Annotated in this window: 21 protein-coding genes and 1 riboswitch; of the genes, 16 read left to right on the top strand and 5 right to left on the bottom strand. The window is 73.8% G+C overall.

The window, feature by feature from the left end:
- Positions 1–93 precede the first annotated feature (93 nt).
- Positions 94–1404, top strand: coding sequence for a carbohydrate-binding protein (locus ACFY2K_RS04680; RefSeq protein WP_380524229.1), 1311 nt, complete (start codon positions 94–96; stop codon positions 1402–1404).
- Between the two features lie 73 nt (positions 1405–1477).
- Here the strand turns inward: ACFY2K_RS04680 and ACFY2K_RS04675 are convergent, their stop codons facing one another.
- From ACFY2K_RS04675 to ACFY2K_RS04665, 3 genes are read right to left on the bottom strand one after another with little or no spacing between them, the layout of a single operon-like run.
- Positions 1478–4411 carry a hypothetical protein gene (locus ACFY2K_RS04675; RefSeq protein ID WP_380526333.1) on the bottom strand — a complete coding sequence of 978 codons (2934 nt, stop codon included), beginning with the start codon at positions 4409–4411 and terminating at the stop codon, positions 1478–1480.
- On the bottom strand, positions 4411–6282 hold the full coding sequence (locus ACFY2K_RS04670; RefSeq protein WP_380526334.1) for an HSP90 family protein: 1872 nt from the start codon (positions 6280–6282) through the stop codon (positions 4411–4413). The genes ACFY2K_RS04675 and ACFY2K_RS04670 overlap by 1 nt, the downstream gene beginning before the upstream one ends.
- A 54-nt stretch (positions 6283–6336) precedes the next feature.
- The gene (locus ACFY2K_RS04665) at positions 6337–7389 is read right to left on the bottom strand and encodes a hypothetical protein (protein ID WP_387709575.1); all 1053 of its coding nucleotides are present in this window, start codon (positions 7387–7389) and stop codon (positions 6337–6339) included.
- Between the two features lie 222 nt (positions 7390–7611).
- Here ACFY2K_RS04665 and ACFY2K_RS04660 point away from each other — a divergent pair, with 222 nt between their 5' ends.
- A complete protein-coding gene (locus tag ACFY2K_RS04660) occupies positions 7612–7926 on the top strand; it encodes a hypothetical protein (protein ID WP_387709573.1) in 315 nt (104 codons plus the stop codon).
- A 411-nt stretch (positions 7927–8337) separates the two neighbouring features.
- Complete coding sequence (locus tag ACFY2K_RS04655) at positions 8338–8883, top strand: hypothetical protein (protein WP_375894283.1); 546 nt, start codon at positions 8338–8340, stop codon at positions 8881–8883.
- A gap of 78 nt (positions 8884–8961) precedes the next feature.
- On the opposite strand, the gene ACFY2K_RS04650 is transcribed toward ACFY2K_RS04655, so the two are convergent.
- Positions 8962–10404, bottom strand: coding sequence for a glyceraldehyde-3-phosphate dehydrogenase (locus ACFY2K_RS04650; RefSeq protein ID WP_380396634.1), 1443 nt, complete (start codon positions 10402–10404; stop codon positions 8962–8964).
- Between the two features lie 225 nt (positions 10405–10629).
- Here ACFY2K_RS04650 and ACFY2K_RS04645 point away from each other — a divergent pair, with 225 nt between their 5' ends.
- The 6 genes from ACFY2K_RS04645 to ACFY2K_RS04620 all read left to right on the top strand — a co-directional run bounded on the left by ACFY2K_RS04645 (position 10630) and on the right by ACFY2K_RS04620 (position 19109).
- Complete coding sequence (locus tag ACFY2K_RS04645) at positions 10630–12765, top strand: UvrD-helicase domain-containing protein (RefSeq protein WP_387709723.1); 2136 nt, start codon at positions 10630–10632, stop codon at positions 12763–12765.
- Positions 12766–12926: 161 nt separating this feature from the next.
- Entirely contained in the window at positions 12927–13394 is a 468-nt protein-coding gene (locus ACFY2K_RS04640) for a GreA/GreB family elongation factor (RefSeq protein ID WP_387709571.1), read from the top strand.
- 157 nt (positions 13395–13551) lie between these two features.
- Entirely contained in the window at positions 13552–14790 is a 1239-nt protein-coding gene (locus ACFY2K_RS04635; RefSeq protein WP_387709569.1) for an MFS transporter, read from the top strand.
- 59 nt (positions 14791–14849) lie between these two features.
- Entirely contained in the window at positions 14850–15719 is an 870-nt protein-coding gene (gene fdhD, locus ACFY2K_RS04630; RefSeq protein WP_380590226.1) for a formate dehydrogenase accessory sulfurtransferase FdhD, read from the top strand.
- Positions 15720–16637, top strand: coding sequence for a LysR family transcriptional regulator (locus ACFY2K_RS04625; RefSeq protein ID WP_387709567.1), 918 nt, complete (start codon positions 15720–15722; stop codon positions 16635–16637). It abuts the gene before it with no gap.
- A gap of 153 nt (positions 16638–16790) precedes the next feature.
- Positions 16791–19109 (top strand): FdhF/YdeP family oxidoreductase, encoded by a 2319-nt coding sequence (locus tag ACFY2K_RS04620; RefSeq protein ID WP_387709565.1) that lies wholly within the window; start codon positions 16791–16793, stop codon positions 19107–19109.
- 6 nt (positions 19110–19115) lie between these two features.
- On the opposite strand, the gene ACFY2K_RS04615 is transcribed toward ACFY2K_RS04620, so the two are convergent.
- A complete protein-coding gene (locus tag ACFY2K_RS04615; protein WP_387709563.1) occupies positions 19116–20441 on the bottom strand; it encodes a YhgE/Pip domain-containing protein in 1326 nt (441 codons plus the stop codon).
- Between the two features lie 178 nt (positions 20442–20619).
- A riboswitch (M-box (ykoK) riboswitch) is annotated at positions 20620–20797 on the top strand.
- Positions 20798–21158: 361 nt separating this feature from the next.
- On the opposite strand from ACFY2K_RS04615, the gene ACFY2K_RS04610 reads away from it, so the two are divergent.
- From ACFY2K_RS04610 to ACFY2K_RS04580, 7 genes are all read left to right on the top strand, one after another.
- The gene (locus ACFY2K_RS04610) at positions 21159–22808 is read left to right on the top strand and encodes an NRAMP family divalent metal transporter (protein WP_387709562.1); all 1650 of its coding nucleotides are present in this window, start codon (positions 21159–21161) and stop codon (positions 22806–22808) included.
- A 103-nt stretch (positions 22809–22911) separates the two neighbouring features.
- A complete protein-coding gene (locus ACFY2K_RS04605; protein WP_380526352.1) occupies positions 22912–23253 on the top strand; it encodes a hypothetical protein in 342 nt (113 codons plus the stop codon).
- A gap of 70 nt (positions 23254–23323) precedes the next feature.
- Entirely contained in the window at positions 23324–23584 is a 261-nt protein-coding gene (locus tag ACFY2K_RS04600; RefSeq protein ID WP_380526354.1) for a hypothetical protein, read from the top strand.
- Positions 23585–23619: 35 nt separating this feature from the next.
- Complete coding sequence (locus ACFY2K_RS04595; protein ID WP_380526355.1) at positions 23620–24033, top strand: winged helix-turn-helix domain-containing protein; 414 nt, start codon at positions 23620–23622, stop codon at positions 24031–24033.
- 88 nt (positions 24034–24121) lie between these two features.
- Positions 24122–24604 (top strand): hypothetical protein, encoded by a 483-nt coding sequence (locus ACFY2K_RS04590; protein ID WP_380526357.1) that lies wholly within the window; start codon positions 24122–24124, stop codon positions 24602–24604.
- Positions 24601–24966 carry a glyoxalase gene (locus ACFY2K_RS04585; RefSeq protein WP_375894320.1) on the top strand — a complete coding sequence of 122 codons (366 nt, stop codon included), beginning with the start codon at positions 24601–24603 and terminating at the stop codon, positions 24964–24966. Before ACFY2K_RS04590 ends, ACFY2K_RS04585 begins: the two co-directional genes overlap by 4 nt.
- Positions 24967–25065: 99 nt before the next feature.
- On the top strand, positions 25066–26844 hold the full coding sequence (locus tag ACFY2K_RS04580) for an ABC transporter permease (protein WP_387709558.1): 1779 nt from the start codon (positions 25066–25068) through the stop codon (positions 26842–26844).
- Positions 26845–26853 lie beyond the last annotated feature (9 nt).

The raw sequence follows: 26853 nt of genomic DNA, 5'->3' as shown, positions 1-26853 counted from the left end.
CCACGCCCCGGGACAGTTCGGCCTGCCCGCGCCACCCCCACCTCCGGCGCGCACGGGCCCTCCCCCACGCATGCCTCCCGGAAAGGCCCCCCGATGCACCGCGTACTTCCCCCACAGCCACGCACCGCACCGACCACCCGCAGATCCCGGGCCGCCCTCGCCGTGGCCGGCGTGCTCGGCCTGGTCGCCGGCGGCTTCGCCGCCCTGGCCGGCACCGGCCCGGCCTCCGCCTCCACCACCGGCACCACCGCCGCCGGCCTGGGCAGCAACTGGTACGCCTCGGCGCCGTACCTGATGCCCGAGGACAACAGCCCGCCGGACGCCGCCGCCGTGATGGACGCCACCGGCCAGAAGGCCTTCCAGCTGGCCTTCGTCCTCGCCCAGGGCAACAACTGTTCGCCCGCCTGGGGCGGCACCTCCTCGATCGACTCCGACACCGCCATGCCCGCCGTCATCCAGACCATCCGCGGCAAGGGCGGGGACGTCTCGGTGTCGGTCGGCGGGTACGGCGGCACCAAGCTCGGCCAGGTCTGCGGCACCCCGGAGGCGACCGCCGCCGGGTACCAGCAGGTCATCACCAAGTACGGCCTCAAGGCGATCGACTTCGACCTGGAGGAGCCGGAGTACGAGAACACCGCCGCCATCCACAACGAGATCGGCGCGGCCCGGATCCTCCAGCAGAACAACCCCGGCCTGTACGTCTCGATCACCACGGCCGGGACCAACGCCGGCACCGGCTGGTTCGGCACCCAGATGCTCAACGAGGCCAAGTCGCAGGGCTTCACGCCGAACAACTACTCGATCATGCCGTTCGACGGCGGCTTCAACGGCGCCGCGGCGCAGACCGACGCGCTGGTGAAGTTCAACCAGATCCTGCAGACCACCTTCGGCTGGAGCGAGGCCACCGCGTACGCCCACGAGGGCGTGTCGATGATGAACGGCCGCACCGACGCCGCCGAGTACTTCCGCCAGGCCGACTTCCAGAGCGTGCTGGACTTCGCCACCGCGCACGGCCTGGCCCGCTACACCTTCTGGTCGGTGAACCGGGACCGCCAGTGCACCGGGCCGGTGGACCCGGGCCTGTCCGGCTCCTGCTCCAGCGTGGCGCAGAGCGACTGGGACTTCACCAAGTACACCGTGAAGTTCGCCGGGGCGACCCCGCCCACCACCCCGCCGACCACGCCCCCGACCACCCCGCCCACCGGCCCGGGCACGCCGACCGGCAGCCCCACCGGCAACCCGGGCACCTGCACCGCCCCGGCATGGAGCGCGAGCACCACGTACACCGCGGGCGCCAAGGTCTCGTACAACGGCCACAACTACCACGCCAAGTGGTGGACGCTGAACGAGGTACCGAGCGCCAGCGGCCAGTGGGGCGTCTGGGGCGACGACGGCCCCTGCTGACCCCGCCGGAACAGCGGTGAGGGGCGGGCGTCCTGGACGCCCGCCCCTCTTCCGCTGCCGGTGACGCCCCGGCTCAGTCGCCCGCGATCCGCCCCCGCAGCTCGGCGAGCACCCGCGGCGCCTCGGTCAGGCCGGCCGCCTCGGCGCGGGCGATCGCTGCGGTCAGCCGCTGCACCGCGGCCTTCGGGCGGTCGAGGTCGCCGCCCTCGATCAGCGCGGCCAGCCGGACCGACTCGGCCCGCAGCGACTCCGGCTGCGGCGCCCCGGCCGGTTCGCCCTGCTCGCCGTAGACCTCGACGGCCCGCTCGGCCTCGGCGAGCGCCTCCTCGAAGCGGTCGGCGACGGCCAGGCAGCGCGCCCGGGCGTAGTGCGAACCGCCGCGCAGGTACCAGGCGGTGTACTGCTGCCCGCCCCGCTCGGCGGCCTCGCCCAGCGCGTCGGCCTCGGCCAGCAGGGCGAGCGCGGCGTCCAGCCACTCCGGGCCGCCCCGCTCGCACACCGTGAGCTGGGCCAACTCCCGCAGGGTCGATGCCAGTTGGTCGACCTGCGGAGCCTCCTCGTGCGCCTCCCGGGCCCGCCCGAGGGCGGCCTCGGCGGCGTCCCAGCTGCCCGCCCGGGCCAGCGTCAGCGCCGCCTCGCAGGCGACCATGGTGTGGGTCTCCTGGTCCTCCCAGTCGGCGACCAGCTCGGCCAGCCGCAGGTACTCCTCGGCGGCGTCCCGGTACTCCTCCAGCTCGACCAGGCCCCGGGCGAGGTCCAGCCGGGCCTGGGCGACCATCCGGGCGTCCAGGCCGGCGGTCGAGGCCGAGGCGTCCAGGACGGACTCCAGCACGGCCACCGCGTCGGCGTCCCGGCCGGTGCCGCGCAGCACGTCGGCGAGCTGCAGCCGTACCCGGGCGGCGTCCTCGACCGCCCCGGCGCCCAGCCGGTCGAAGCGCGCGGCGGCCTCGGACAGCGCCCGGACCGCCCCGCCGAAGTCCTCGACCTGCATGGCCGCGTGGCCGAGCAGCATGTACGTCGGCGCGTACGGGTAGGCGTCGTCGCCCCAGCGCACGGCCTCGGCCAGCGCCCGGTGGAACACCTCGACCGCCTCGCCGGGCTCGCCGCCCTGGAGCAGCACCTGGCCGAGCAGGCCGAGCACCCGCGGGGTGTGCCAGGGCAGTTCGGCCGCCTCCAACTGGGCCAGCACCTCGCGCAGTTCGGCCGCCGCCTCGGCCGACCGGCCCTGCCGGGCGGCGGCGTCGGCGAGGTACTGCCGGGAGGTCGCGGCCCGGCGGGCCGAGCCCAGCTCGACGGCCGCGCGCCGGTAGCCGCCGACGGCCGCCTCGAAGCGCGCGGTCGTCCCGGCGGACGGCTCGGGCAGCGCCTCGACCAGGTCGTGGTGGGCGGCGTAGGCGAGCGACTGCAGGACGATCAGGTAGTCGTCGTCCGTCATGTCGCCCGTGGCGTGCAGTTCCTCGGCCCGGGCCGACGCGGCGTCCAGCGCCGGCCAGTCGGCCACCGCGCCCTCGACCTCGCCGAGTTCGACGATCAGCGTCCGGGTGCGGACCATCAGGGCCGGGCCGGGCAGCCCGGCCCGCTCGAACAGTTCGGCGGCCGCCAGCAGGCCGGCCGCGCCCTCGGCGTGGTCGTCCCGTTGCAGCGCCTCGTGGGCGCGCTGCTCGGCGAGTTCGGCGCGCAGCCGCTCCGGGCCGCCGAGTTCGGCGTGCTCCGGGTGGGTGAAGTCCGCGGCGGCGGCCCGCTCGGCGACCCGCTTCCACAGCCGGTCGCCGTCCGGGTGGCCGAGCAGCTCCAGCTCGCGGGCGCGCAGCACCAGGGCGGCGAAGTCCTCCGGTACGGCCTCGACGGTGCGCCGCGGCGCGGGGGCCACGGCCGGGGCCGCGCCCGCCAACTCCGGTGCGGCGACCGCCCGTACGCCCAGTGCCAGCGGCTCGGCCAGCAGCGGCTGGACGGCCAGCCGGGCCCGCCGGGCGGCGCCGACCGTGTCGGTGCCGTTGCGGGCGTCGAAGCGGGCGGCCAGGGCGTCGGCCTCGGTGCGCAGGTGGGCGAGCAGGGTGTCGACCGTCCAGCCGCGGCCGGCCGGGCCGCTGACCGCGAGCTCGCCGTGGCCGGCCGCGGCCAGGCCGGCGATCAGCACCTCGACGCCGGTCAGGAAGTCCAGCCGGGCGCCGGGCTCACCGGTGACCGCGAACAGGTCGCGGTTCTCGGCGAGCAGCTCCAGCCCGCGCGGCTCGTTGCCGGACAGCGCGCAGAACTCGATGTGCCGGGCCACCGCCGCCAGCATGGAGGCCTTGCCGCGGGCCGCGCGGTAGCCGGTGAGGTGGGTGGAGCGGGCCTCGTCGAGGCGGCCCAGGCGCAGCAGCGGCAGCAGCGCGACGGACTGGCTGAGGCAGGGCTCCTCGGCGCAGCTGCTGCGGCCGCTCAGCACCGGGACGAGGGTCTCCAGGGCGCGGGCGTCCTCGCCGAGGTCGAGGAAGTGCCGGGCGCGGGCGCGGGTCTCGCAGGCGTGGCAGTTGCTCAGCTCGGTGCGCGGGCGGGCCGTCCACAGCTCGTAGGCGTCCTGGACCCCGACGCCGGTGTGCCGGGCCAGGTGGTAGCGCTGGGCGTAGTACGGCTGGAGGCCGTGGCCGGCCGCCCGGTAGCGGTCGCGCAGTTCGGTGAGCCAGCGCTCGACGGCGGGCAGCGGGACGTCCGGGTTGTCCCGCAGCGAGCCGGCCACCCACTTGAAGCGCCAGAACACCTGCTGCGCGGCCCAGTCGCCGAAGCCGTCCGGGTCCTGGTCCCACAGCTTGAGGATGCGGGCGAAGACGACCGGGCTCTTGTTGCTCTCGCCGTCGTACTCGTAGGCCTCCATGAGTTCGAGCAGGGCCATCGAGCGGACCTCGGTGTCCTCGAACTGCTCGGCGGCGTCGACGAGTTCCTCGGCCGTGACGGTGCGGGTGCGGCCGTACGGGCGGGCGTCGTTCTCGCGCAGCGCGGCCATCACCGCGCCGGGGGTGTCCAGCATCACGCCCCCTTCGGGCCGTCGTGGTCCGGGCCGGCCGCCTCGTGGCCGAGCATCGCGTGGTCGAGCAGGCTGATGAACGAACGGTTCAGCAGCGCCGACTCGCTGGCCTTGAGCGGGCGGCGGGTCATCAGCACGGCCTGCCCGTACAGCGCCTCCACGGCGGTGACGGCCAGGTCGTGGTCGGTGACGCCGGCGGCGCGGCGCACCAGCGGGTTGAGGTGGTTCAGCACCAGCTGGGCGCGGGGCGCCTCGGCGCGCAGCGAGCCCAGGATGTCCGCCCACAACCCGTCGGCCTCGTCCGCGAGTTGGGCGCGGGTGCGCTCGTGCCGGGCCTCCCGGTTGTCGAGCAGCAGGGCGGGTGCGTTGGTCGGGTGGAAGCTGCGCAGGGCGACGTCGCAGTCGAACCGGCCGACCACCTCGCGGGCGATCGCCAGGAAGGTGGCGGCGGCCAGTTCGGCGGCCGGGTCGACGGTGTCCAGGTGCGCGGTGACGGTGCCCGGGTCGAGGTCGGAGACGGAGACGCCGGGGCGTATCTCGGGCAGCCGGTGGACCAGGTCCCGGTCGTAGGTGTAGCCGCCGTTGACCACGCCGAGCCCGGCCGCGCCGGCGACCGGGGCGACCTGGCGGAACTCCTCGACCGTACGGGTCACCAGCACCACCGGGTGGCTGCGCGCGAACTCGTCCAGGGTGACGTTGCCGTCGGTGGTCTCGAACGGCAGCCAGGGCAGCATCATCCGCAGCAACTCGTCGTCGTAGCGGGCGAGTTCCTTGACGGCCAGGTGGTGCACGGAGAGGAAGCGGTGCAGCAGCGCCGGGTCGCTCGCGGACAGGCCGGTGAGCCAGTCGCGGATCCGGGCGCCGAGCGCGTCGCGGACGGCGGCCAGCGTCTCGTCGGCGTACAGGCCCTCGCGCGAGGCGGTCGGGCGCAGCCCGTCGGTGTCCACCACGCAGCGGACGAAGAACGCCCAGTCCGGCAGCAGTTCGTCGGCCTGGTCGGAGAGCAGCATGCCCTTGAGGTGCACCCGGTGGCCGTGGCGGCGCGAGGGCGGGGCGGCGTCGGGCAGCACGTACGCGACGCCGCGCAGGCCGACCAGCGGGAGGTCCAGCTCGATGGTGTCGAGCGGGACGAAGTCGAAGGTGCTCCGGCAGTACTCGGCGAGCGCGTCGCGCCGGGCCAGCGGGGAGCCGTGCCGCTCGGCCCACGGCGGGGTGCGGTTGACCGCGTGCTCGGTGCCGTCGGCGTCGATCACGGTGACGTCGTGGCGCAGCAGGCTGCCGAAGTCCCGGGCCAGGGTGAGCACCCGGGCGGGGCGGGTCCACTCGGCGGCGTCGGCGCGCGGGGCGAGGGTGACGGTGGTGCCCGGCTCGGGCTTGGCCGAGGCGGGCAGGGTGCGGATGGTGTAGCTGCCGTCGGACAGGCCGCGCCACTCGATCACCGGCGCGTCCGGGCTGCCCGCGTGCCGGGTGACCACGGTGATCTCGTCGGCGACCACGAAGCAGGCCAGCAGGCCGATGCCGAACTGGCCGATGAAGTCGCCGCGGGCCCGGGCCAGGCCGTCGCCGTCCAGCCCGCCGTCGGCGTCGCGCTTGGAGCTGCGGCCGATGGTGGCGAGGAAGGTGTGGACGTCCTGCTCGGTCAGGCCGATGCCGGTGTCGGTGACGGACAGCCCGTCGTCGGCCCGGACGGTGATGGCGGCCGGCGCCCCGGGGTCGAGGGCGCGGCGGGCGGAGATCGCGTCCACCGCGTTCTGCAGCAGCTCGCGCAGGTAGACCCGCGGGCTGGAGTAGAGGTGGTGGGAGAGCAGGTCCACCAGGCCGCGCAGGTCCACCTGGAAGGTGTGCGCACTCGTCGGGTTGTCGGTTGGGGACACCGGAGGCTCTTTCGGTCGCGGAATGCGGAAGGGGTGACGTACGGGGGGCGCGGGTCAGTACGCGGCGCAGCGGTCCCGGTGGGCGCGGAAGGCCTTGACCGGGTCGCCGGCCAGGTAGTGCCAGGGCGACTCGGTGACCGTGCCGTCCAGCGCGTCGAACAGCAGCCGCGCCGTCTTGCGCTGGTCGGCGAGCGAGAAGGCCATCGCGAAGGTGTTGAAGCTCGACTGCCAGCCGCGGTCCGGGACGAAGTCCGGGTGGAGGACGGAGCGGAACGCGGCCTCCTGCAACTCGGCCACCACGGCGGGGCCGGACAGGTAGGCGTGGTCCTCGCCGTCCGGCAGGTCCAGCCAGCGCTCCAGGTGGGCGAGCGCCACCAGCTCGCCCAGCGGGCTGCCCTCGGGGGCGGCCAGCATCGAGGAGCGGGCGAACCCGTGCATGGCGTCGTGCGAGCCGCCCCACTTGGCGGACAGCTGCTGCAGGCGCTGGCGGTGCGAGCCCGGGTGCCCCGGCTCCCGGCGCACCGCCGCCTCGAAGCGGGCGGTGGCGACCTCCTCGCCGAGCGAGGCGCCGCGCGCGCTGATCTGCAGGAAGAACCAGGGGGCGAGCCAGCCGGGCTCCCGCTCGGCGACCTCCAGCAGCTGCTCCTCGGCGACGTCCAGCCGCTGGTGGAACAGCTTCCACTGCTCCTCGCCGACGTGCTGGGCCCGGGCGCCGCTGCGCGCCTCCCAGGCCCAGGTGACGTGCCGGGCGCCGGAGAGCAGCAGCGGCAGCGCGTCGCCGGGGGCGTCCGCCACCGCGCGGGCCGTCCACTGCTCGACCCCGGCGACGTCGGAGACCGCGCCGACCAGGAAGGTCAGCTCGGCGCCGGTCGCGGCGGCCAGCGCGGGGCGCAGCGCCGTCCAGTCCCCGGCGGCGGCCTGCCCGAGCAGCACCCGCACGGACTCGTCGCCGAACGCCGGGTCGAGCCGCGGCGCCGACCCCGGGCCGGCGGCCGGCCCGGACGCCGCCGAGGCGGCCCGCCGGCCCAGCCCGAACCCGCGCCGACCGGCGCGGTCCTGCGCGCCGGGCTCGCCCTCCCCGCCCGAGCGGCGTCGGAACAGCGGCATGTGTGTGGCCCCCTCGAACATCATCGGCATCAATCGCACGGCCGCACAGTGACCGCCCCAGGTGAGTACATATCACGGCCGACCGACATCCGTTTGCCCAGCCCAGCGCCGCCCGGAGCCGGGGGCGCCGGAGCCCGGGAACGGGTGACATCTTGCTGCCTGACAGTTTTCTGACAGCGGGCTGGGTGCCGTCGGCGCCGACGATCCGTCAGGCTGGGTCACGTGCACGCCATTCGCTTCCACCTCCGCGCCCCGGACCGCCCCGACCGCCCGGCCCCGCACCCGCCCTCCCCCGAGGCCGTCCGGGACGGGCTGACCCGCGGCCTGCCCGCCGGGGCCCGGATCGAGCACACCCGGATCCTGGTCGGACCGGACGCGGTGGACGGCGTCGCCTTCGTCCTCGCCGACGGCCTGCTCGCCGCCGAGGCCGCCCTCACCGCCGCCTGCGCCACCGCGACCGGCCCGACCGGCCCGCTGCCCGGCTGGCTGGTACCCCACTGCGCCCTGGACACCCTGCTCGCCCTGGGGCGTGTCTGACGATTCCCGCCGGGCGCGCGACGCCGGGGCACGCACCTCGCCGCGTTGTCGTGGGGCCGGGGGTGGCTCGTGAGACCCGGGCCGGGGCCGTTCGTGTGCAGGGGGGTCGCTATCTTGAGGGTTCACGGACAGCCGTAAGGGAGTGGGCGCATGGGGATGGGTGGTCGGCGGGTCACCGTCGTGGTGGCGGCCGGAGTGTTGGCCGGGGTGCTGGCGGGGTGTTCGTCCGGAGGGTCGGAGGCGGCCAAGGGGGCTGCGGGGACGCCCGGTTCGACGGCTGCGGGCGCTGCCGTCCCGAGTGGCACGGCGTCGGCCCCGGGCGGTACGGCGTCGGCACCGACGGCGGCCGGGGCCCCCTCACCGGGTGGGTCCGCCGGGGCCTCGGCGCCCGCGGCCGGGGCGGGCGGCGGGGTGACGGCGCCGGCGGCGGCGCCCAGCGCGGACCTGGAGGCTCCGCTGCTGGACGACAAGGTGGTCGGGCAGGTGCTGCCGGACGCCAAGGCGATGGCCGGGTGGCAGGAGGAGAAGCGCAAGGTCGACACCGCCGACCACGCCGTGACCTGCACGGCCTCGGCCCCGTGCAGCGGCAAGCCGCTCAGCGGGTCGGTCCGGTTCTCCTCGGGGGACCTGGTGACCCGCTTCCTGGTGGAGACCCTGCCCAGCCGGGACGCCGCGAAGAGCCGGGCGAAGGAGACGTACGCCTCCTACCCGGTCGGGCCGTTCAAGAAGGTCGAGGCTCCGGCGGTGGGCAGCGAGAGCCAGGCCTTCGTGGGGCCGCTGGCGGACGGTGACGGCGTGAGCATCGTGGTGCGCTCGGGCACCGTGGTGGCGAGCGTGACCACCGAGGGCGGGCCGGTGGACCTGCCCGCCGCCCGGCGGTTCGCCGTGATGCTGGTCAACCGGATCGAGCAGGCGCAGTCGGGCAAGGTCCCGGACGCGGGGCTGGCCAAGGCCTGACGGCCCCTCCCCCACCCCGACGCCGACGGGGCGGCGACCAGAAGGTCACCGCCCCGTCGAAACCGGTCAACCGCCGGATCAGCCCGCCGACACCGGGAACGTCGGGTACTCGACGCCCGAGATGTACTGCACGACCCGGACCACCTGGCACGAGTAGCCGAACTCGTTGTCGTACCACAGGTAGAGGATCGCGTTGTCGCCGTCGACCTTGGTCGCACCGGCGTCCACGATCGAGGCGTGCCGCGACCCGATGAAGTCGCTGGACACCGCGTCGGGCGAGTCGGTGAAGTCGATCTGCCGCTTGAGCGGCGAGGTCAGCGAGATCTCGCGCAGGTGGTCCAGCACCTCCTCGCGGGTGGTCTCCCGCTTGAGCTGGAGGTTCAGGATCGCGATGGACACGTCCGGAACGGGCACCCGGATCGAGCTGCCGGTGATCTTCGCCTTGAGGTCCGGCAGCGCCTTGGCGACGGCCGAGGCGGCACCGGTCTCGGTGATCACCATGTTCAGCGGCGCCGAGCGGCCGCGACGGTCGGCCTTGTGGTAGTTGTCCAACAGGTTCTGGTCGTTGGTGAACGAGTGGACGGTCTCGACGTGGCCGCGCACGACGCCGTACTCGTCCTCCATCGCCTTGAGCGGCGGGACGATCGCGTTGGTGGTGCAGGAGGCGCAGGAGATGATCTGCTCGTCCGGCTTGATCATGTCGTGGTTGACGCCGTGCACGATGTTCGGGACGTCGCCCTTGCCCGGGGCGGTCAGCACGACCTTGGCGATGCCGGGGCGCAGGTGCTTGGACAGGCCCTCGCGGTCACGCCACCGGCCGGTGTTGTCGATCAGGATCGCGTCCTTGATCCCGTACTCCGTGTAGTCGACCTCGCTCGGGTCGTTGGAGTAGATCACCGTGATCTCGTTGCCGTTGACGACGATCTTGTTGTTCGCCTCGTCGACGGTGATCGTGCCCTGGAACTGGCCGTGGATCGAGTCCCGGCGCAGCAGCGAGGCGCGCTTGACCAGGTCGTCGCCGCCGCCGTTGCGCACGACGATGGCCTTGAGCCGCAGGCCGTTGCCCGAGGCCTTCTCGATCAGCAGCCGCGCGACCAGCCGGCCGATGCGGCCGAACCCGTACAGCACGACGTCCTGCGCGGACCGGCGCTCCAGCTTGTTGGCACCGGTGGCACCGGCGACGGCCTGGGCGGTGAACTCCGCCACCGACAGGCCCCGGTCGTCCGCCCGGTAGGCCGAGGCGAGCATCGCCAGGTCGATCTGCGAGGGGCCGAGGTCCAGGGTGGTCAGGGCGTCCAGGAACGGCATCGTCTCGGTGACCGAGAGCTCCTCGCCGGCTATCTGCCGGGCGAAGCGGTGCGTCTTGAGGATGCTGACCACCGACTTGTTCACCAGGGAACGGCTGTGGAGCAGGACGGTGACGTCCTTCTCCCGGTGCAGTCGCCCGATGATCGGGATCATCGACTCCGCGATCTCCTCGCGGTTCTTCCAGTCCGTGAACACGTCGTCGTTGACAGTCACAAGTCCATCTTTCGAGCTGAGGGTGTTGCGCACATGGTAGCTTCGCCCGCTTCCGGCCCGACGGCCGGTCCCTCCCCCGCCGCTCCGCCCCACCCCTGCGACCTGCGCTTTCCCCCGCCTCCCCGCCCCCGGAGGTGACCACCGCCACCTCCAAGTCCCCCAGTAGAGTGGGCACACCGAAGATCCGGACAGAGGCGTGAGGGGGCCCGGGTGGCGACGTTGGGGATGCACCGGGACTTCCTGATGGAGTTCGCGGCACTGGAGCGGTCGGTGCAGCGGCGGGTCTTCGAGACCTTCGAGAAGTTCACCGGGGCCACCCACGCCGGCACCCACCTGGAGAAGCTCACCCACCAGCGGGACCCGCGCATCCGGACCATCCGGATCACCGACTTCTGGCGCGGGGTCGTCCTCAAGGCCGACCGGGGCGACGGCTACCTGCTGCTCAAGGTGCTCCCCCACGACAAGGCCAACGACTGGGCGCTCAAGCACCGCGCCTCGGTGAACGCCGCCACCCAGGGCGTCGAGATCCGCAACGACGTCGCCCTGGAGCGCGCCTCCGCCTCACTGCGGGCCCGGGCCTCGGACGAACCCCAGCGGCTCTTCGCCGACCGCTCCGACAAGGTCCTGCGCAGCCTGGGCATCGAGGAGGAGATCCTGCCGATCATCCGCCTGCTGCCCGACGAGGCGCACCTGGAGGCGCTCCACCGGGTCCTGCCGGAGCAGCAGTTCGACGTGCTGATCGGCCTGGCCAGCGGGATGGAACCGGCCGAGATCGACCGCGAGATCGTCCAGGCGTACGCGCGGGCGGCGGACCCGGCGGGCACCGGGCGCCCCGGGGACGAACTGGTCTCGGCGATGGCCCACGCCCGCGGCCGGGTCGCCCTGGTGTCCGGGCCCGAGGAGCTCCAGGAGATCCTGGAGCGCCCCTTCGACGCCTGGCGGATCTTCCTGCACCCGGCCCAGTACCGGATCGCCTACCGGGGTTCGTACCAGGGCCCGGCCCGGGTCACCGGCGGCCCCGGGACCGGCAAGACCGTGGTCGCCCTGCACCGGGCCTACCACCTGGCCCGCCGGCTGCCCGCCGACGCCCCCGACGGGTCGGTGCTGCTCACCACCTACACCAAGGACCTCGCCGCCGAACTGGATCGCTGCCTGGGCCTGTTGATCACCGACGGGCGGATCCGGGCCAAGGTCCGGGTGGTCACCGTCGACGCCCTGGCGAACGAGGTGCTGCGCCGCTCGCTCGGCGGCGCCCCGTTGAAGATCCTGTTCAACCAGCGGGCGGTGCTGGCACGTTGGCGCCGGGTCGGGCAGCGGCTCGGGGTCGACTTCACCGACGTCTTCCTGGACCAGGAGTGGCGGCAGGTCGTCCTGGCCCAGGCGATCGAGAGCCCCGAGCAGTACCTCAAGGCCCCCCGGACCGGCCGGGGCACCGCGCTCGGCCCGCTGCAACGCGCCCAACTGTGGCGCACGGTGGCCGCGTTCGAGGAGGAGCTGCGGCAGAGCGGGGAGCGGACCTTCCTCCAGGTCTGCGCGCACGCCGCCCGGTCCCTCGACGAACGGGACGAACGCCCGTTCCGGCACGTGGTGGTCGACGAGGCGCAGGACCTCCACCCCGCGCAGTGGCGCTTCCTGCGCGCACTCGCCGCCCCCGGACCGGACGACCTGTTCCTGGCCGGCGACCCCCACCAGCGGATCTACGGCAACAAGGTCTCGCTGCGCTCGCTCGGCATCCAGGTGGTCGGCCGCTCCTCCCGACTGCGCGTCAACTACCGCACCACGCAGGAGATCCTGAGCTGGGCCGCCTCACTGCTCACCGGCGAACGCCCGGACGACCTGGACGGCGGCGAGGAGTCGCTGGCCGGCTACCACTCGACCCTGCACGGCGCCCAGCCCGAGGCGCGCGGCCACGCCGACCAGGACGAGGAGCTCCGGGCCCTGGTCGCCCGGATCGAGGCGTGGACCGCCTCGGGGGTCGGCCCGGAGGACATCGGCGTCGCCACCCGCACCGCCCAACTCGGCCGCGACACGGCCCGGGCGCTGGAGCAGGCCGGCACCCCGGCCCACCTGCTCGGCAGCGCGCCGGCCCCCGGCGTGCGGATCGGCACCATGCACCGGATGAAGGGGCTGGAGTTCCGTTGCGTCGCCGTGGTGGGCGTCGGCGACGCCATGGTGCCCAACGGCAACGCGCTCACCCCGGAGGACACCGACCCGCAGCAGCACCGGGAGGACCTCAACGGTGAGCTGAACCTGCTGTTCGTGGCCTGCACCCGCGCCCGCGAGGCCCTCGCCGTCTCCTGGCACGGCGCCGCCAGCCGCTTCCTCGAACCGGTCGTCCCGGCCGAACTGCTCACCCGCTGACCCCCGGCCGGGCCGGGCCGGTGCCCCGTCGCGCGTCCCGGCCTGCGTCCCGTCGCGCGTCCCGGCCCGCGTCCGCCGAGGATTTGCCCGGGCTTCGGTGGGGTGGGGTAATGAGAGGCGACCGGTGTTTGGGTGTTCCCTCAGAGACCCGGGAGCGTGCGATGAGCGGTGGGCCGGAACCGATCAGTGCCGAGGGGCTGCGTGCCGTGCAGGAGGAGTTGGCGCAGCTGCGGGCGGAGCGGGGGGAGGTGGCCGCGACCCTGCGCGGGGAGGATCCGGTGGGGGACCGCGCCGACGCGGCGGACGAGTTGCAGCGGGCCTCGGACGTGACGCGGCTGGACCGGCGGATCGTCGAGCTGGAGGGGCGGCTGCGGGAGGCCGAGGTGGCCGGGGCGCCGTCCACGGACGTGATCGGGGTGGGGTCGACGGTCACCGTGCGGTTCTCCGACGGCGAGCAGGAGACCGTCGAGATCTCCGAGCTGGCCGAGGAGCGCGAGCTGACCCTGGTGACGTACGACAGCCCGCTCGGGAAGGCGCTGCTGGGCCGCCACGCCGGGGAGACGGTGAACTACGAGACGCCGGGCGGCGCGGCGAGCGCGGTCGTGCTGGCGGTGGGCGGCGGCGGCTGACCGGGGCCGTCGGGGGTCGTCCCGTTCGATAGGCCGCGCCGATCGGACGACTGGTACGACCTCTTTGACCTGCGACGATGCCGGACAGGACACTGGACGGGCGGCCCACCGCCGCCGGATTCCCCGTCCGAGCGAACCGTCCGAGGAGACCCCGCACGTGCGCACCGCCCGCTGGATACCGGCCGCGGCCGCCGTGGCGGTCGCCGCCTGGGGAGCGAACCAGTTCACCGCGCTGGCGAGCGTCTACCGGGCGCACACGCACTGGTCGCCGGTGTCGCTGGCCGGGATGTTCTCGGTGTACCTGGTCGGGCTGGTGCCCGGGCTGCTGCTGGGCGGCCCGGCCGCGGACCGGTACGGGCGCCGGCGCACGGTGCGGGCCGGGCTCGCCCTGTCGGCGGCCGCCAGCGCGCTGCTGGCGCTGGGCGACGAGCCCACCGGGTACGCCGCCCGGCTGGCGACCGGCTTCGCGGCCGGGCTGGTGTTCCCGGCCGGGACGACCTGGCTGCGGGAGCTCTCCGCCCCCGGGGTGTCGCCGGTGGCCGCCGCGCGCCGCGCGATGTACGCCACCGGGATCGGCTTCTCGGCCGGTGCGCTGGCCTCCGGCGTCCTCTCGGAGTGGCTGCCCGGTCCGACCCTCGTGCCCTGTCTCGCCCACGCCGCGGCCTGTCTGCTGGTCCTGCGGGCCACCGGCCGGCTCCCGGACGCGGCGCCGGTGGGCCGCCCGGTCCGGCCCGCGGAGCACCACCGCGCGGCCGTGCAGCACCCCCGGTTCCGCTACGTCGTGCTGCCCGCCAGCCCCGCCGTGCTGGGCGCCGCGACCGTCGGCTACGTTGTGCTGCCGCCGCTGGTCGCCCACCATCTGCCGGGCTACGCACCGCTGTTCAGCGGTCTGGTGGCGGCCCTGACGCTCGCCATGGGGGTGCTCGCCCAGCCCTTCGCGGCCCGGCTGGACGACGCGGGCAGCGCCCGGGCCACCCTCACCGCGATGGCGACGGTGATCGCCGGACTGCTGCTCGGCGCGCTGGCCGCCGACCGCGACTCGGTGGGGCTGGTGCTGGCGGCCGCCGTCGTGCTCGGCACCGGGTACGGACTGACCCTCGGCGCGGGCCTGCACGAGGTGGAGCGGCTCACCGCCCGCAGCGCCGGAGGCGCCACCGGACGCAACCCCGCCGGACCGACCTCCGCCGCGCTCTACCAGAGCACCACCTCCAGCGGCTTCCTCACCCCGCTGCTGCTGGCCGGCACGGCCGGGCGCGCGTCCTACCCGGCGCTGCTGGTCGGCATGGCCGCCGTCGGCGTGCTCTGCCTGGCGGTCACCGGCGCGCACAGCCGCCGCCACCTGCCCGGGCACCCGGCCGGCCCGGAAACGCGCGAGGATTCATCCGTACAGACCTGACCGGCCGCGAGGCCGACCCACGACCCGCGACCCGCGACCCACCCGAGGAGCCGACGACCATGGGCCGAGTGACCGTACCCCGCAGGGTGCTGCGGCTGCGCAAGGGCGTGCCCTCGCACCGCCCCGACACCCTGGCCGCCGAGGAGCCGATGGAGATCCGGGTCGGCGGCCGTCCGCTGACGGTGACCATGCGCACCCCCGGCAGCGACTTCGACCTCGCGGCCGGCTTCCTGGTCAGCGAGGGCGTGCTGCACGCCGCCGACCACCTGGCCGGGATCCGCTACTGCGCCGGGGCCACCGCCGACGGCGGCAACACCTACAACGTGGTGGACGTGGTGCTCGCGGCCGGTGTGCCCGCCCCGGACGCCTCGCTGGAGCGCAACTTCTACACCACCTCCTCCTGCGGCCTGTGCGGCAAGGCCAGCCTGGACGCGGTGCGCACCACCGCGCCGTGGAGCGTCGCGGCGGACGGGCTGCGGATCACCCCCGAGCTGCTGTCCGCGCTGCCGGACCGGCTGCGCGCCGCCCAGAAGGTCTTCGACAGCACCGGCGGCCTGCACGCGGCCGGGCTGTTCGACGCCCAGGGGCGGCTGCTCTGCCTGCGCGAGGACGTGGGGCGGCACAACGCGGTGGACAAGGTGGTCGGCCACGCGCTGCGCGAGGGCCTGCTGCCGGCCCGGGGCACGGTGCTGATGGTCAGCGGCCGGGCCTCCTTCGAGCTGGTGCAGAAGGCGGTGATGGCCGGCATCCCCGCGCTCGCCGCCGTCTCCGCGCCGTCCTCGCTGGCGGTGGACCTGGCCGAGGAGAGCGGGCTGACCCTGGTCGGCTTCCTGCGCGGCGACTCGATGAACGTGTACACCCGCACCGACCGGATCGACCTGACCGACCCGACCGAGGCCGGGCACGCCGCCGAGGCCGAGGCCGAGTAGATGCTGTTCCGCCAGCTCGAGTACCTGGTCGCCCTGGCCCGCGAGCGGCACTTCGCCCGCGCCGCCCAGGCCTGCCGGGTCTCCCAGCCGGCGCTGTCCGAGGCGCTGCGCAAGCTGGAGGACGAACTGGGGGTGCTGCTGGTGCGGCGCGGCCGGGCGTACGAGGGCCTGACCCCCGAGGGCGAGCGGATCGTGCGGTGGGCGCAGCGCATCCTGGCCGACCGGGACGCCCTGCGCGACGAGGTGGACGCGCTGCGCACCGGGCTGAGCGGACGGCTGCGGATCGGCTCGGTGCCGACCGCCTCGGGGGCCGTCCCGCTGCTCACCGGACCGTTCTGCACCGCCCACCCGCTGGCCGCCGTGGAGCTGTCCACCGACCTGCGCGCCGATGAACTCCTGCGCCAGGTACGGGACTTCGAGATCAACGCGGGCCTCAGCTACCTCCCGGAGCAGGGCACCGAGGGCGTGCGCACCGTCCCGCTGTACGAGGAGCGGTACGTCCTGCTGACCGGCCCCGCCGACGGTCTCGCCGGGCAGCCGCACGCCACCTGGACGGAGGCCTCCCGGCTGCCGCTGTGCCTGCTGCACCCGGGCATGCAGGGCCGCCGGGTGCTGGATGGGGTCTTCGCGGGCCTCGGACTGGCGCCGGCGCCCCGGGTGGAGACGGACTCGGTGGGCTCGCTGTTCGCGCACGTGCGCACCGGCCACTGGGCGAGCGTGGTGCCGTACGCCTGGCTGCACGTGTTCGGGGTGCCGCCCGGGATGCGGGCCGTCCCGCTGGTGGAGCCGGTGCACAGCACGCCGATCGGGCTGGTGACCGCGGCCCGGGAGCCGGGGTCGGTGATGGCCCGCGCCCTGCGGGAGGTGGCCCGGCGGACGGACCTGGCCGGGGTGCTGGGCGCCCTGCCGAAGGCGTAGCTGTCGACGCGCGGGAGCCGCAACGGTCGACGCGCGGGAGCCGTAACGGTCGGTGCTCGGGAGCCGTAGCGGTCGACGCGCGGGGGCCGACGGCCCGGCGTAGCGTCGACCCGGACCCCGAGTGACCCAGCCGCGCGACGGAAGGCGAGCACCGTGACCACCTCCGACGACGAAGCCACCGCCGCCCCGCAGCGGCCGGAGGAGGTCGGCCCCTCCCCCGCCGCGCCGCCCCGCTACGCGCCGTACCACCACCCCGCCGCCGGCTGGGGCGCGGCGAAGAGCGTCACCCGTTTCATGGCCCGCGAGGGGGCGTACCTGGACGGCCCGCGGGCCGTCATGCGGATGAACCACGAGAACGGCGGCTTCGACTGCCCGGGCTGCGCCTGGCCGGACGACACCAAGGGCCTGCACCTGGACATCTGCGAGAACGGCATCAAGCACGTCACCTGGGAGATGACCCGCAAGCGGGTCGGCCGGGAGTTCTTCGCCGCGCACTCGGTGACCGAGCTGTCCGACTGGAGCGACTTCGCCCTGGAGGACCAGGGCCGGCTCACCGAGCCGATGGTCTACGACCCGGACACCGACCACTACCTGCCGATCGGCTGGAAGGACGCGTTCGACCTGGTCGGCCGCACCCTGCGGGGGCTGGACGACCCGAACCGGGCGGCGTTCTACACCTCCGGCCGGCTCGGCAACGAGGCGACCTTCCTGTACCAGCTGATGGCCCGCGAGCTGGGCACCAACAACCTCCCCGACTGCTCCAACATGTGCCACGAGGCCAGTGGACGGGCCCTCCAGGCGGCGCTGGGCACCGGGAAGGGGACGGTCGACCTCAAGGACTGGGAGGTCACCGACGCGCTGTTCATCCTGGGTGTCAACGCGGCCTCCAACGCGCCCCGGATGCTCACCTCGCTCGCCGAGGCCTTCCGGCGCGGCGCGCAGATCGTGCACGTCAACCCGCTGGTCGAGGCGGCGGCGACCCGGACGATCATCCCGCACGACTTCACCGACATGGCGCTGAACCGGGCGACCCGCACCAGCACGCTCAACCTCCAGCCGCGGATCGGCGGCGACATGGCGCTGCTGCGCGGCATGGCGAAGGCGCTCCTGGAGCAGTCGGCGGCCGACGACGGGGCACTGGACCGGCTCTTCATCGAGCGGCACACCAGCGGCTTCGCGGCCTACCGGCGCGTCTGCGAGCAGACGCCCTGGGCGGAGCTGGAGCGCCAGAGCGGGCTGGGCCGGGCGGAGATCCTCAAGGCGGCGCGGGTCTACCGCGAGGCGGACCGCTCGATCTTCAGCTGGTGCCTGGGCGTCACCCAGCACGAGCACGGGGTGGACACCGTGCGGGAGATCGTCAACCTGCTGCTGCTGCGCGGCAACCTGGGCCGGGAGGGGGCCGGGCCCTCGCCGGTGCGCGGGCACAGCAACGTGCAGGGCAACCGCACCTGCGGGATCGACCACCGGCCGGCCGACGCCTTCCTGGACCGGCTCGGCGCGGTCTGCCGGATCGACCCGCCGCGCGCCCACGGCCTGGACACGGTCGGGACGATCGAGGCGATGCGGCGCGGCGAGGTGACCGTCTTCGTCGGCATGGGCGGCAACTTCGCGCTCGCCGCCCCGGACTCCCCCTACACCTACCAGGCCCTGCGCACCTGCGAGTTGACCGTCCAGGTGAGCACCAAGCTGAACCGCAGCCACCTGGTGCACGGCCGCCGGGCGCTGATCCTGCCCTGCCTCGGCCGGACCGAGAAGGACCACCAGCGCGCCGGGGTGCAGTCCACCTCGGTCGAGGACTCGATGAGCATGGTGCACCTGTCGGCCGGCATGAAGCGCCCGGCCTCACCGCACCTGCTCTCCGAGCCGGCGATCGTCGCCGGGATGGCCCGCGCGGCCCTGCCGGACAGCCCCACCCCGTGGGAGTGGTACATCGAGGACTACGACCGGATCCGCGACACCATGGCCGAAGTCCTGGACGGCTTCGAGGACTTCAACCGCCGGGTGCGGCTGCCGCTGGGCTTCCGGATCAAGCAGCCCGCCCGCGAACTGGTCTTCCTCACCCCTTCCGGCAAGGCCGAGTTCTCCGCCGCCGCGCTGCCCGACGTCGTCCCCGCGCCCGGCACCCTGGCGCTCGGCACGATGCGCTCGCACGACCAGTGGAACACCACCATCTACTCGGACGACGACCGCTACCGGGGCGTGCAGAACCTGCGCACCCTGGTCTTCCTCAACCGGGACGACATGCGCGAGCGCGGCATCGCCGAGTTCGACCCGGTGGACGTCACCAGCACCGCCCGGGACGGCTCCACCCGCTCGGTGCACGGCTACCTGGCCGTCCCGTACGACATCCCGCGCGGCTGCGCGGCCGGGTACATGCCGGAGCTGAACGTGCTGTGCGCGATCGGCGACCACAGCACCCAGAGCGACCAGCCGATCATGAAGCACCTCAAGGTGACCGTGACGAAGAGCTAGACCGGCCTACTCCGAGGGCTGGGGCGTCCAGCGGTGCAGGCCCTTGCGGTCGTAGTAGCGGGTCATCCCGAAGCCGAAGGCCAGGGCCAGCGCCACCCCGATGGCGATCATGACCCAGCCGCGGGCCAGTCCGGCGTCCGAGCGGGCGTCGAAGAAGAGGATCGCCCGGATGCCGTCGCTCAGCTGCCGCATCGGCTCGAAGACGGCCAGGAAGCGGTAGAAGCCGGGCACCGCCTGGAGCGGGACGGTCGCCCCGGAGGACGGCAGGGCGAGCGCGATGAACACGAACATGGACACCAGCTGCCCGATCCCGCCGAACGCGGCGTTGATCGCCTGCACGCCGAGGCCGACGGCGAGGCTGGCGCAGTAGGCGAACACCCACAGCAGGGCCTGGTGCGGGGCGTCCATGCCGAGGATCCCGGCCGTGCAGAGCAGCACCAGGGAGGTGGTGACCAGCATGATCCCGGCGGTCATCAGCATCTTGAGCAGCAGGGTCTGGGTGCGGCTGACCGGGACGGTCGGGCGGCGGGTGTGCCAGGGGCCGATCTCGCTGTCGCTGTAGCCGAGCGCGGTGTCGACGCCGTTGTGGATGATGTTGCCGCCGATGAAGCCGGTCAGCACGGCGAGCAGGGTGAAGTAGAAGGCGCTCAGGCCGAGGCCGCTGTGGCTGCCGATCGGGTGGCCGACCTGGGTGGCGACGGCGAACGGGTCGGCGAGCAGCAGCCGGGCGGTGGCGCCGGTGTCCGGCCCCTGGGCGCCCGGGCCGCCCTGGGCCGGTACGGCGGCCAGCAGCCGCTGTCCGGCCGCGACCGAGGCCTGGTGGGCGGCGTTCTGGGCGATCTGGGCGGCGATCGAGGAGCCGAGGCTGCCCAGGCCGGGGTTGGTGAGGACGGTGAGGGTGGGCCGGTGGGTGGCCCGGCCGGCGGCGAGCGCGGTGACGGTGGCGGTGAAGTCGGCGGGGACGAGCAGCACGCCGTAGACCTTGCCGGCGGCGAGCAGGTCACGGGCGCCCGCGTCGTCGGTCTGGCGCCAGCGGACGGTGTCGTCCGGGGTCCCGGCCACCACGGCGCGGGTCAGCTGGGTGCCGAGGTTGACCGGCTGGCCGGGCGGGGGCGGGGCCTGGTCGGCGTTCACCAGGGCGATCGGCAGCCGGTGCAGGTGCCCGGTCGGGTTGACGATGCCGCCCAGGTAGAGCAGCGAGAGCAGCGCGGCCACCAGGGCGCACAGGACGCCGGGGAAGAGCCAGAGCTTCGGGCGCCGGGCGAGTGCCAGCGCCCTCGCCCGCCGGGGAGCCCCCGGAGGTCCTGCGGTCTGGGAGCCTGCGGTCGCCATGCCACCCCTCAGCTGCGTGTGCGTGTGCGGGTACGGATCCGGCGGGAAGTCGTTCCGTCGTCACGTGGCGCTCAAACCCGCGTCACCCGGACGGACGTCACGCCTCGCGAAAGGTAAAGGTTCTACCAAGTGCGCAAGTATCGCGCTTCCGTCGGTCTATGCTTCTGGAGGTTTGAAGAAGGCACCTCGTTCGGTGAGGCTTCTTCACGGACACAGGCCACTGATCCGACGACGTCGAGAGACGCCCAGGGTTAGGACAGATCTTCCCGACCTAAGGGTTGATCCGAAGTGGCTTCCGACCCGAACGGGTTGGACACGCCGTGGAGTGCCAAAGCTCTGACGAGTTGGGGTGAACCGGTGGCAGTCGCGCGCGCCGGTGAACTCCTTGCCGTGTCGATGACACGCACCACGGGGTGCGTCGACCGGGAGGAGGCGAGAGACATGGATTGCAGTAGTCCGGGCCACAGTAGCCCCTGCCCCCGCCTGTCCTCGTACACCTCCGGCACGCGGTAACAACCTTCCCTGCGCGTACAACTGACGCACCGTCACGTCATGGCGGCGACGTCGTCGCACCGTTCGCCAGCACGCACGCGGCTCCGCCGTGCCCGCCCGGGCACCGCCCCGCCGCGGGCCGGTGCGCCGTGCCCGCACGCAGGGGGAATTACTGCTGCGCGCCCCCATCACCCCGCCTGTCCCGGGGTCCACGGGAGGAACGTCATGACCACCAACGCCACACTCAACTCCAAGCCGCAGAAGCAGCGTTCGGCCGTACTGGACGACGCCCACGTCGGCGACATCAAGGGTGCGCTCGGCACCATCAAGCTCGATGACGACGCACCGCGCCAAGGCCTGTCGGCAAGACTCAAGACCCTGCTGGCGATCGTCGGCCCCGGCCTGATCGTGATGGTCGGCGACAACGACGCCGGTGCCTTCTCCACCTACGGCCAGGCCGGCCAGAACTACGGCACCCAGCTGCTGTGGACGCTGCTGATGCTGGTGCCCGTGCTGTACGTCAACCAGGAGATGGTGCTGCGCCTGGGCGCGGTCACCGGTGTCGGCCACGCCCGGCTGATCCTGGAGCGCTTCGGCAAGTTCTGGGGCGCGTTCAGCGTCATCGACCTCTTCCTGCTCAACGCCCTCACCCTGGTCACCGAGTTCATCGGCGTGACGCTCGCGGCCGGCTACCTGGGCCTGCCCAAGGTCGCCTCGGTGGTGCTGGCGGCGGCGATCATCATCGCCTCGGCCTTCACCGGCTCCTTCCAGCGCTTCGAGCGGGTCGCGGTGACCCTGTGCATAGGCTCGCTGCTGCTGGTGCCGATCTACTTCATGGTCCACCCGAAGACCTCGCAGATGGCCCACGACTTCGTGGTGCCGCAGATGCCGGGCGGCGCGGGCGAGTTGGCCGCGGTCATGCTGGTGATCATCTCGATCGTCGGCACCACCGTCGCCCCCTGGCAGCTGTTCTTCCAGCAGTCGTACGTCATCGACAAGCGGATCACCCCGCGCTTCATGAAGTACGAGAAGGCCGACCTCTGGATCGGCATCGCGATCGTGATCATCGGCGCCGCCGCCATGATGGGCTTCACCGCCGCCGCCTTCGCGGGCACCGACGGCTTCGGCCGGTTCTCCGACGCCGGGGCCGTCGCCAAGGGCATCGAGGACAAGGCCGGCCACCTGGCGGGCGTGCTGTTCGCCATCGCCCTGCTGGACGCCTCGATCATCGGCGCCTTCGCCGTCTCGCTCTCCACCGCCTACGCCATCGGCGACGTCTTCGGCATCAAGCACTCGCTGCACCGCGGGGTCAAGGGCGCCAAGGGCTTCTACGGCATCTACGCGGGCCTGGTGATCGCCGCGGCCGCCATCACCCTGCTGTCCACCGGCTACATGCAGGGCCTGATGACCCAGTTCGTCCAGGTGCTGGCCGGGGTGCTGCTGCCCTCCGCCACCGTCTTCCTGCTGCTGCTCTGCAACGACAAGGCGGTGCTCGGCCCCTGGGTGAACGGTCCCAAGACCAACGCCTTCACCGCCGCCGTGGTCGGCGTGCTGGTCACGCTGTCGCTGATCCTCACCGCGGCCGTCGTCTGGCCGGACATCAGCTCGGACGCGATCCTGCGGATCATGGCCGGCTGCGGGGTGGCGGGCGTCCTGGTCGCCGGGTACTCCTTCCTCTCCGGCCGCCGCGGCACCAAGGAGGACCCGATCGACCGCACCGGCCGGGAGAACTGGCGGATGCCCCCGCTGGAGACCCTGGAGAAGCCGGTGATGTCCACCACCCGCAAGCTCGGCATGGGCGCCCTGCGCGTCTACCTGCTGGTCGCGATGGTGATGGTGATCGTCAAGATCGTGCAGACCGCACTGAACCACTGACCCGGACGCCGGGGGCGGCGCCGCACACCACGGCCCGCCGCCCCCGGCCCCGCCCCGGAACCCTCGACCACCCCGCACCCGGGGTAAGGAAGGCAGTACGGCCATGCGCACCACCACCCCCTTCCACCACCTCTTCCACCACTGCCCCAGCGTCCGACTCGCCCTGCACGACGGCGTCGAGCGCGCCTACCGCCTCGACGACCCCGGCAGCTGCCCCCGCTCGGGCACCCGCAACACCCCGGCCTCCGCGTACGAGCCCCGTGTCCACCTGGCCTACCTGCTGGCCCGCCAGGGCCACCGCCCGGACTGGCTCGCCCTCCCCCAGCCTCCGGCCGGGGGGACCCCCACCGCGGACCTTCCGCCGGCCGCCGCGCACCGGATCGCCCTCGCCGCCGCCCGTCACCGGGCCGCCGCCGCGACCACGCCCGCGCCCGCCGCTGCCTGAATCATCAACTCCCCTGCGCACCGGCGCACTTGTTCAGATCTTGCCTGTCCTGTCACGGAGGTGACCAGCCATGTCCATCGTTGCCGCTTTCCAGCCCGCCCTCCCGTCCACCGATCGCGGCCGACTGCGCGCCGCCCTCGCCGCGGTGGGCCGACGGCTGGCCGCCAGCCCGCTCGACAACACCGTGCTGCGCGCCGTCGGCGCCCCGGCCCCGAGCCCGGCCCCGGGACTTCCGAACGACCGGCCCACCCGGATGCGGGCCAGCTGGCACTCCGTCACCGGCCCGGACGGGACGGCCCGACTGGAAGCCTCCTGGCACCCCGGCCACTGACCCGACCGACCCCACCAGCCGAAGGAGCATCCGCCATGGCCGTGCGCTACCGCAGGCTCGACGCCATCTTCTCGGACCACACCGCCGCCCCCGCCCTGCGGGCCGTCCCCGCCGCCCGGACCGTCCCCGGCCCGCGGCCCGTCCTCGACTCGGCCGGCCTGGTGGTCGACCAGGAGCAGCGCACCGTCACCGTCGACGGCCAGCACCTCGACCTGCCGTACCTGGAGTTCGAACTCCTCGCCCACCTGGTCGGCAACCCGCTGCGGGTGCACTCCCGCCGCCAGCTGATGGAGTCCGTCTGGGGCCGGCCGGACACCGGCGACACCCGCACCATCGCCACCCACATCGCCCGGATCCGCCGCAAGCTCGGCCCCGGCCACCGGGAGGCGATCGCCACCGTCCGGCAGATCGGCTACAAGTACGACCCCCGGCTGGTCCGCGCCGCCTGAGGCCGGCCCCGCCGCAGCGCCAGTGGCACCACCGACAGCACCAGTGGCACCACCGACAGCGCCGACACCAACCGGAGGAGGACACCGCATGACCCGGACCGCCCTGTTCCCCTGGACGAGCCGAGGTACGGCGCTCTGCGTCGCCGTGCTCCTCCTCGCCCTCCAGGTCGCCGCCCTCGGCGCCGCGCCCGCTCCGCTGCGCCTGTTCCTCTCCGGCGTGCTCATCGGCGGCTCGGCCGTCGGGCTGCTGCTCGCCCTGCTGCTGGCCCACAGCCGGCAGCGGGCGGGCCTGGCCGCACCTCCCGCCCCGGAGGACGACGCCCAGTGGTTCAGCGCCCGCTCGCTGGAGGGCTTCCCGATGGAGCAGGTCCGCCCGCTCCTGCTCGGCCCCGACGCCCCCGGCCTCAACCGGCTCTACACCGCCTGGGTGTTCGCCACCCACGGGCACGACCCCCAGTGGATCGCCCACCACCTCGGCCTGCCCACCCCGACCGCCCGGCTGCTGGTCACCGCGGCCCGGCAGCACGCCACGTCCACCCCGTCCGACCCCTCCGAGAGGAAGCCGAAGTGATCACGGCCCTCGACCACGTCCAGCTCTCCGCGCCACCCGGCAGCGAGCCCCTGCTGCGCGCCTTCTACGGCGACGTCCTGCAGATGGCCGAGATCCCCAAGCCCCAGCCGCTGACCGGCCGCGGCGGCTGCTGGTTCGCCGCCGACGGCGGCCGGGTCCGGCTCTACCTCGGCATCGAGGAGCGCTTCCGCCCCAGTGTCAAGGCCCACCCCGGGATGGCGGTCTGCGAGATCGAGGACTTTGCCGAACGCCTCGCCGGACTCGGCGCCCAGGTCGTCTGGGACGACAGCCTCCCGCCCCGGCGCCGCTTCTACACCACCGACCCGGTCGGCAACCTGCTGGAGTTCGTCGAAACCGCGTAGGCCCCCTCCGGCCTGAGCACCGGACCGAAACACCGGTCCATTTGCGTACGGACGTCAGAAGGGAGCAGACTGCCCGGGTTTGCGCCGGAGGTCCCCGTCATGTCCTTCCCGAAGTCCGCCCCGGGCCCGTCCCGGGGCCCGCTGCCGCCCCGGACCGCGGGCCGCCCGTCCCGGGCGGGCCGGGCCCCCCGGGCGGGCTGGGCGGACGTGGTCGTGGCCGCCGCCGTCCTGGTCCTGCTCTACCTCGCACTGCGGGTCGGACAGGGCACCACCGTACGGTTCTCCACCGCGCGCGACGCCGCCGTGGACACCGACCCGGCCCGGCTGCCGTACGACGCCGCGCGCTCGCTGCTGCGGATGTTCGCGGCGCTGGTCCTCTCGGTCGGCTTCACCTTCGGCTACGCCTACGCCGCCGCCCGCAGCCGCCGGCTGGAACGGGTGCTGATCCCCGCGCTGGACATCCTCCAGTCGGTGCCGGTGCTCGCCTTCCTGACCGTCGCCGTCACCGGCTTCCTCGCCCTGTTCCCCGGCTCCGAGCTCGGCCTGGAGTGCGCGGCCGTGTTCGCCATCTTCACGTCCCAGGCGTGGAACATGACCTTCGGCTTCTACCACTCACTGGTCTCGCTGCCGCGCGAACTCGACGAGCTGTCCCGCTCCTTCCGGTTCAGCCGGTGGATGCGGTTCCGGAAGGTCGAACTGCCCTCCGGCATGATCGGCCTGGTCTGGAACGGCATGCTCAGCTTCGGCGGCGGCTGGTTCTTCCTGGTCGCCTCCGAGGCGATCAGCGTCGACAACCAGCGCTACGCCCTGCCCGGGGTCGGCTCCTACGCGGGCGCCGCCATCGCCGCCGGCGACCTCGGCCGGGTCGGCTGGGCGATCGCCACCATGGCCGTCCTGGTCATCGGCGTGAACTTCCTGTTCTGGCGGCCGCTCACCGCCTGGGCCGAACGCTTCAAGAACGAGCAGTCCGAGGCCACCGAGGTGCAGCGCTCCGTCGTGCTCGCCCTGCTGCGCCGCTCCCGGCTGCCCGGCCTGCTCGGCCGGGTGCTGCGGCCCCTCGGCCGGGCCCTGGACCGGGCCGGACGGGTCTTCGGCACCGACGACCGGCCGCTCGCGGTCAGCCGCGCCCGGCAGCGCACCGGCGACCTCCTCTTCGCCGTCGTCTCCGGCGGCATCGTGCTCTGGGGCCTGGTCGACCTCGGCCGCTACCTCGCCGGCACCACCGGCCTCGGCGTCTTCGGCGAGCCCCTGCTGCTCGGCCTCGCCACCCTGGCCCGGGTGGTGGTGCTGGTCGCGGTCGCCACCGTCGTCTGGGTGCCGATCGGCGTGCGGATCGGCTTCTCCCCCCGGCTGACCAGGATCGCCCAGCCGCTGGTCCAGGTGCTCGCCAGCTTCCCCGCCAACTTCCTGTTCCCGCTGGTGGTCTGGCTGCTGCTGCGCACCGGCCTGTCGATCGACCTCGGCGGCGTGCTGCTGATGGCCCTCGGCGCCCAGTGGTACATCCTGTTCAACGCCATCGCCGGCGCCATGGCCATCCCCAGCGACCTGCGCGAGGCCATGGACAACCTCGGCGTGCGCGGCCTGCAGCGCTGGCGGCGGCTCATCGTCCCCGGCATCTTCCCGGCGTACGTCACCGGCGGCATCACCGCCTCCGGCGGCGCCTGGAACGCCTCCATCGTCTCCGAGGTGGTCACCTTCGGCGGCACCACCCTCACCGCCACCGGCCTCGGCGCGTACATCGCCGGCGCCACCGAACGCGGCGACCACCCGCACCTGCTCGCCGGGGTCGCGGTGATGAGCCTGTACGTCGTCGCCCTCAACCGCCTGGTCTGGCGCCGGTTGTACCGCCTGGCCGAACGCCGTTACTCGCTCCAATGAGGTTCCCCC

The sequence above is a fragment of the Kitasatospora sp. NPDC001309 genome (assembly GCF_042896295.1).
Taxonomy (GTDB): domain Bacteria; phylum Actinomycetota; class Actinomycetes; order Streptomycetales; family Streptomycetaceae; genus Kitasatospora.
This window is presented reverse-complemented; position numbering and strand designations above follow the sequence as displayed.

Coding starts and splice junctions, on each gene's coding strand:
- ACFY2K_RS04580 (WP_387709558.1), top strand. CDS start 25,066: ATGTCCTTCCCGAAGTCCGCCCCGGGCCCGTCCCGGGGCCCGCTGCCG.
- ACFY2K_RS04680 (WP_380524229.1), top strand. CDS start 94: ATGCACCGCGTACTTCCCCCACAGCCACGCACCGCACCGACCACCCGC.
- ACFY2K_RS04615 (WP_387709563.1), bottom strand. CDS start 20,441: ATGGCGACCGCAGGCTCCCAGACCGCAGGACCTCCGGGGGCTCCCCGG.
- ACFY2K_RS04625 (WP_387709567.1), top strand. CDS start 15,720: ATGCTGTTCCGCCAGCTCGAGTACCTGGTCGCCCTGGCCCGCGAGCGG.
- ACFY2K_RS04675 (WP_380526333.1), bottom strand. CDS start 4,411: ATGCTGGACACCCCCGGCGCGGTGATGGCCGCGCTGCGCGAGAACGAC.
- ACFY2K_RS04610 (WP_387709562.1), top strand. CDS start 21,159: ATGACCACCAACGCCACACTCAACTCCAAGCCGCAGAAGCAGCGTTCG.
- ACFY2K_RS04605 (WP_380526352.1), top strand. CDS start 22,912: ATGCGCACCACCACCCCCTTCCACCACCTCTTCCACCACTGCCCCAGC.
- ACFY2K_RS04640 (WP_387709571.1), top strand. CDS start 12,927: ATGAGCGGTGGGCCGGAACCGATCAGTGCCGAGGGGCTGCGTGCCGTG.
- ACFY2K_RS04600 (WP_380526354.1), top strand. CDS start 23,324: ATGTCCATCGTTGCCGCTTTCCAGCCCGCCCTCCCGTCCACCGATCGC.
- ACFY2K_RS04645 (WP_387709723.1), top strand. CDS start 10,630: ATGCACCGGGACTTCCTGATGGAGTTCGCGGCACTGGAGCGGTCGGTG.
- fdhD (WP_380590226.1), top strand. CDS start 14,850: ATGGGCCGAGTGACCGTACCCCGCAGGGTGCTGCGGCTGCGCAAGGGC.
- ACFY2K_RS04595 (WP_380526355.1), top strand. CDS start 23,620: ATGGCCGTGCGCTACCGCAGGCTCGACGCCATCTTCTCGGACCACACC.
- ACFY2K_RS04590 (WP_380526357.1), top strand. CDS start 24,122: ATGACCCGGACCGCCCTGTTCCCCTGGACGAGCCGAGGTACGGCGCTC.
- ACFY2K_RS04665 (WP_387709575.1), bottom strand. CDS start 7,389: ATGCCGCTGTTCCGACGCCGCTCGGGCGGGGAGGGCGAGCCCGGCGCG.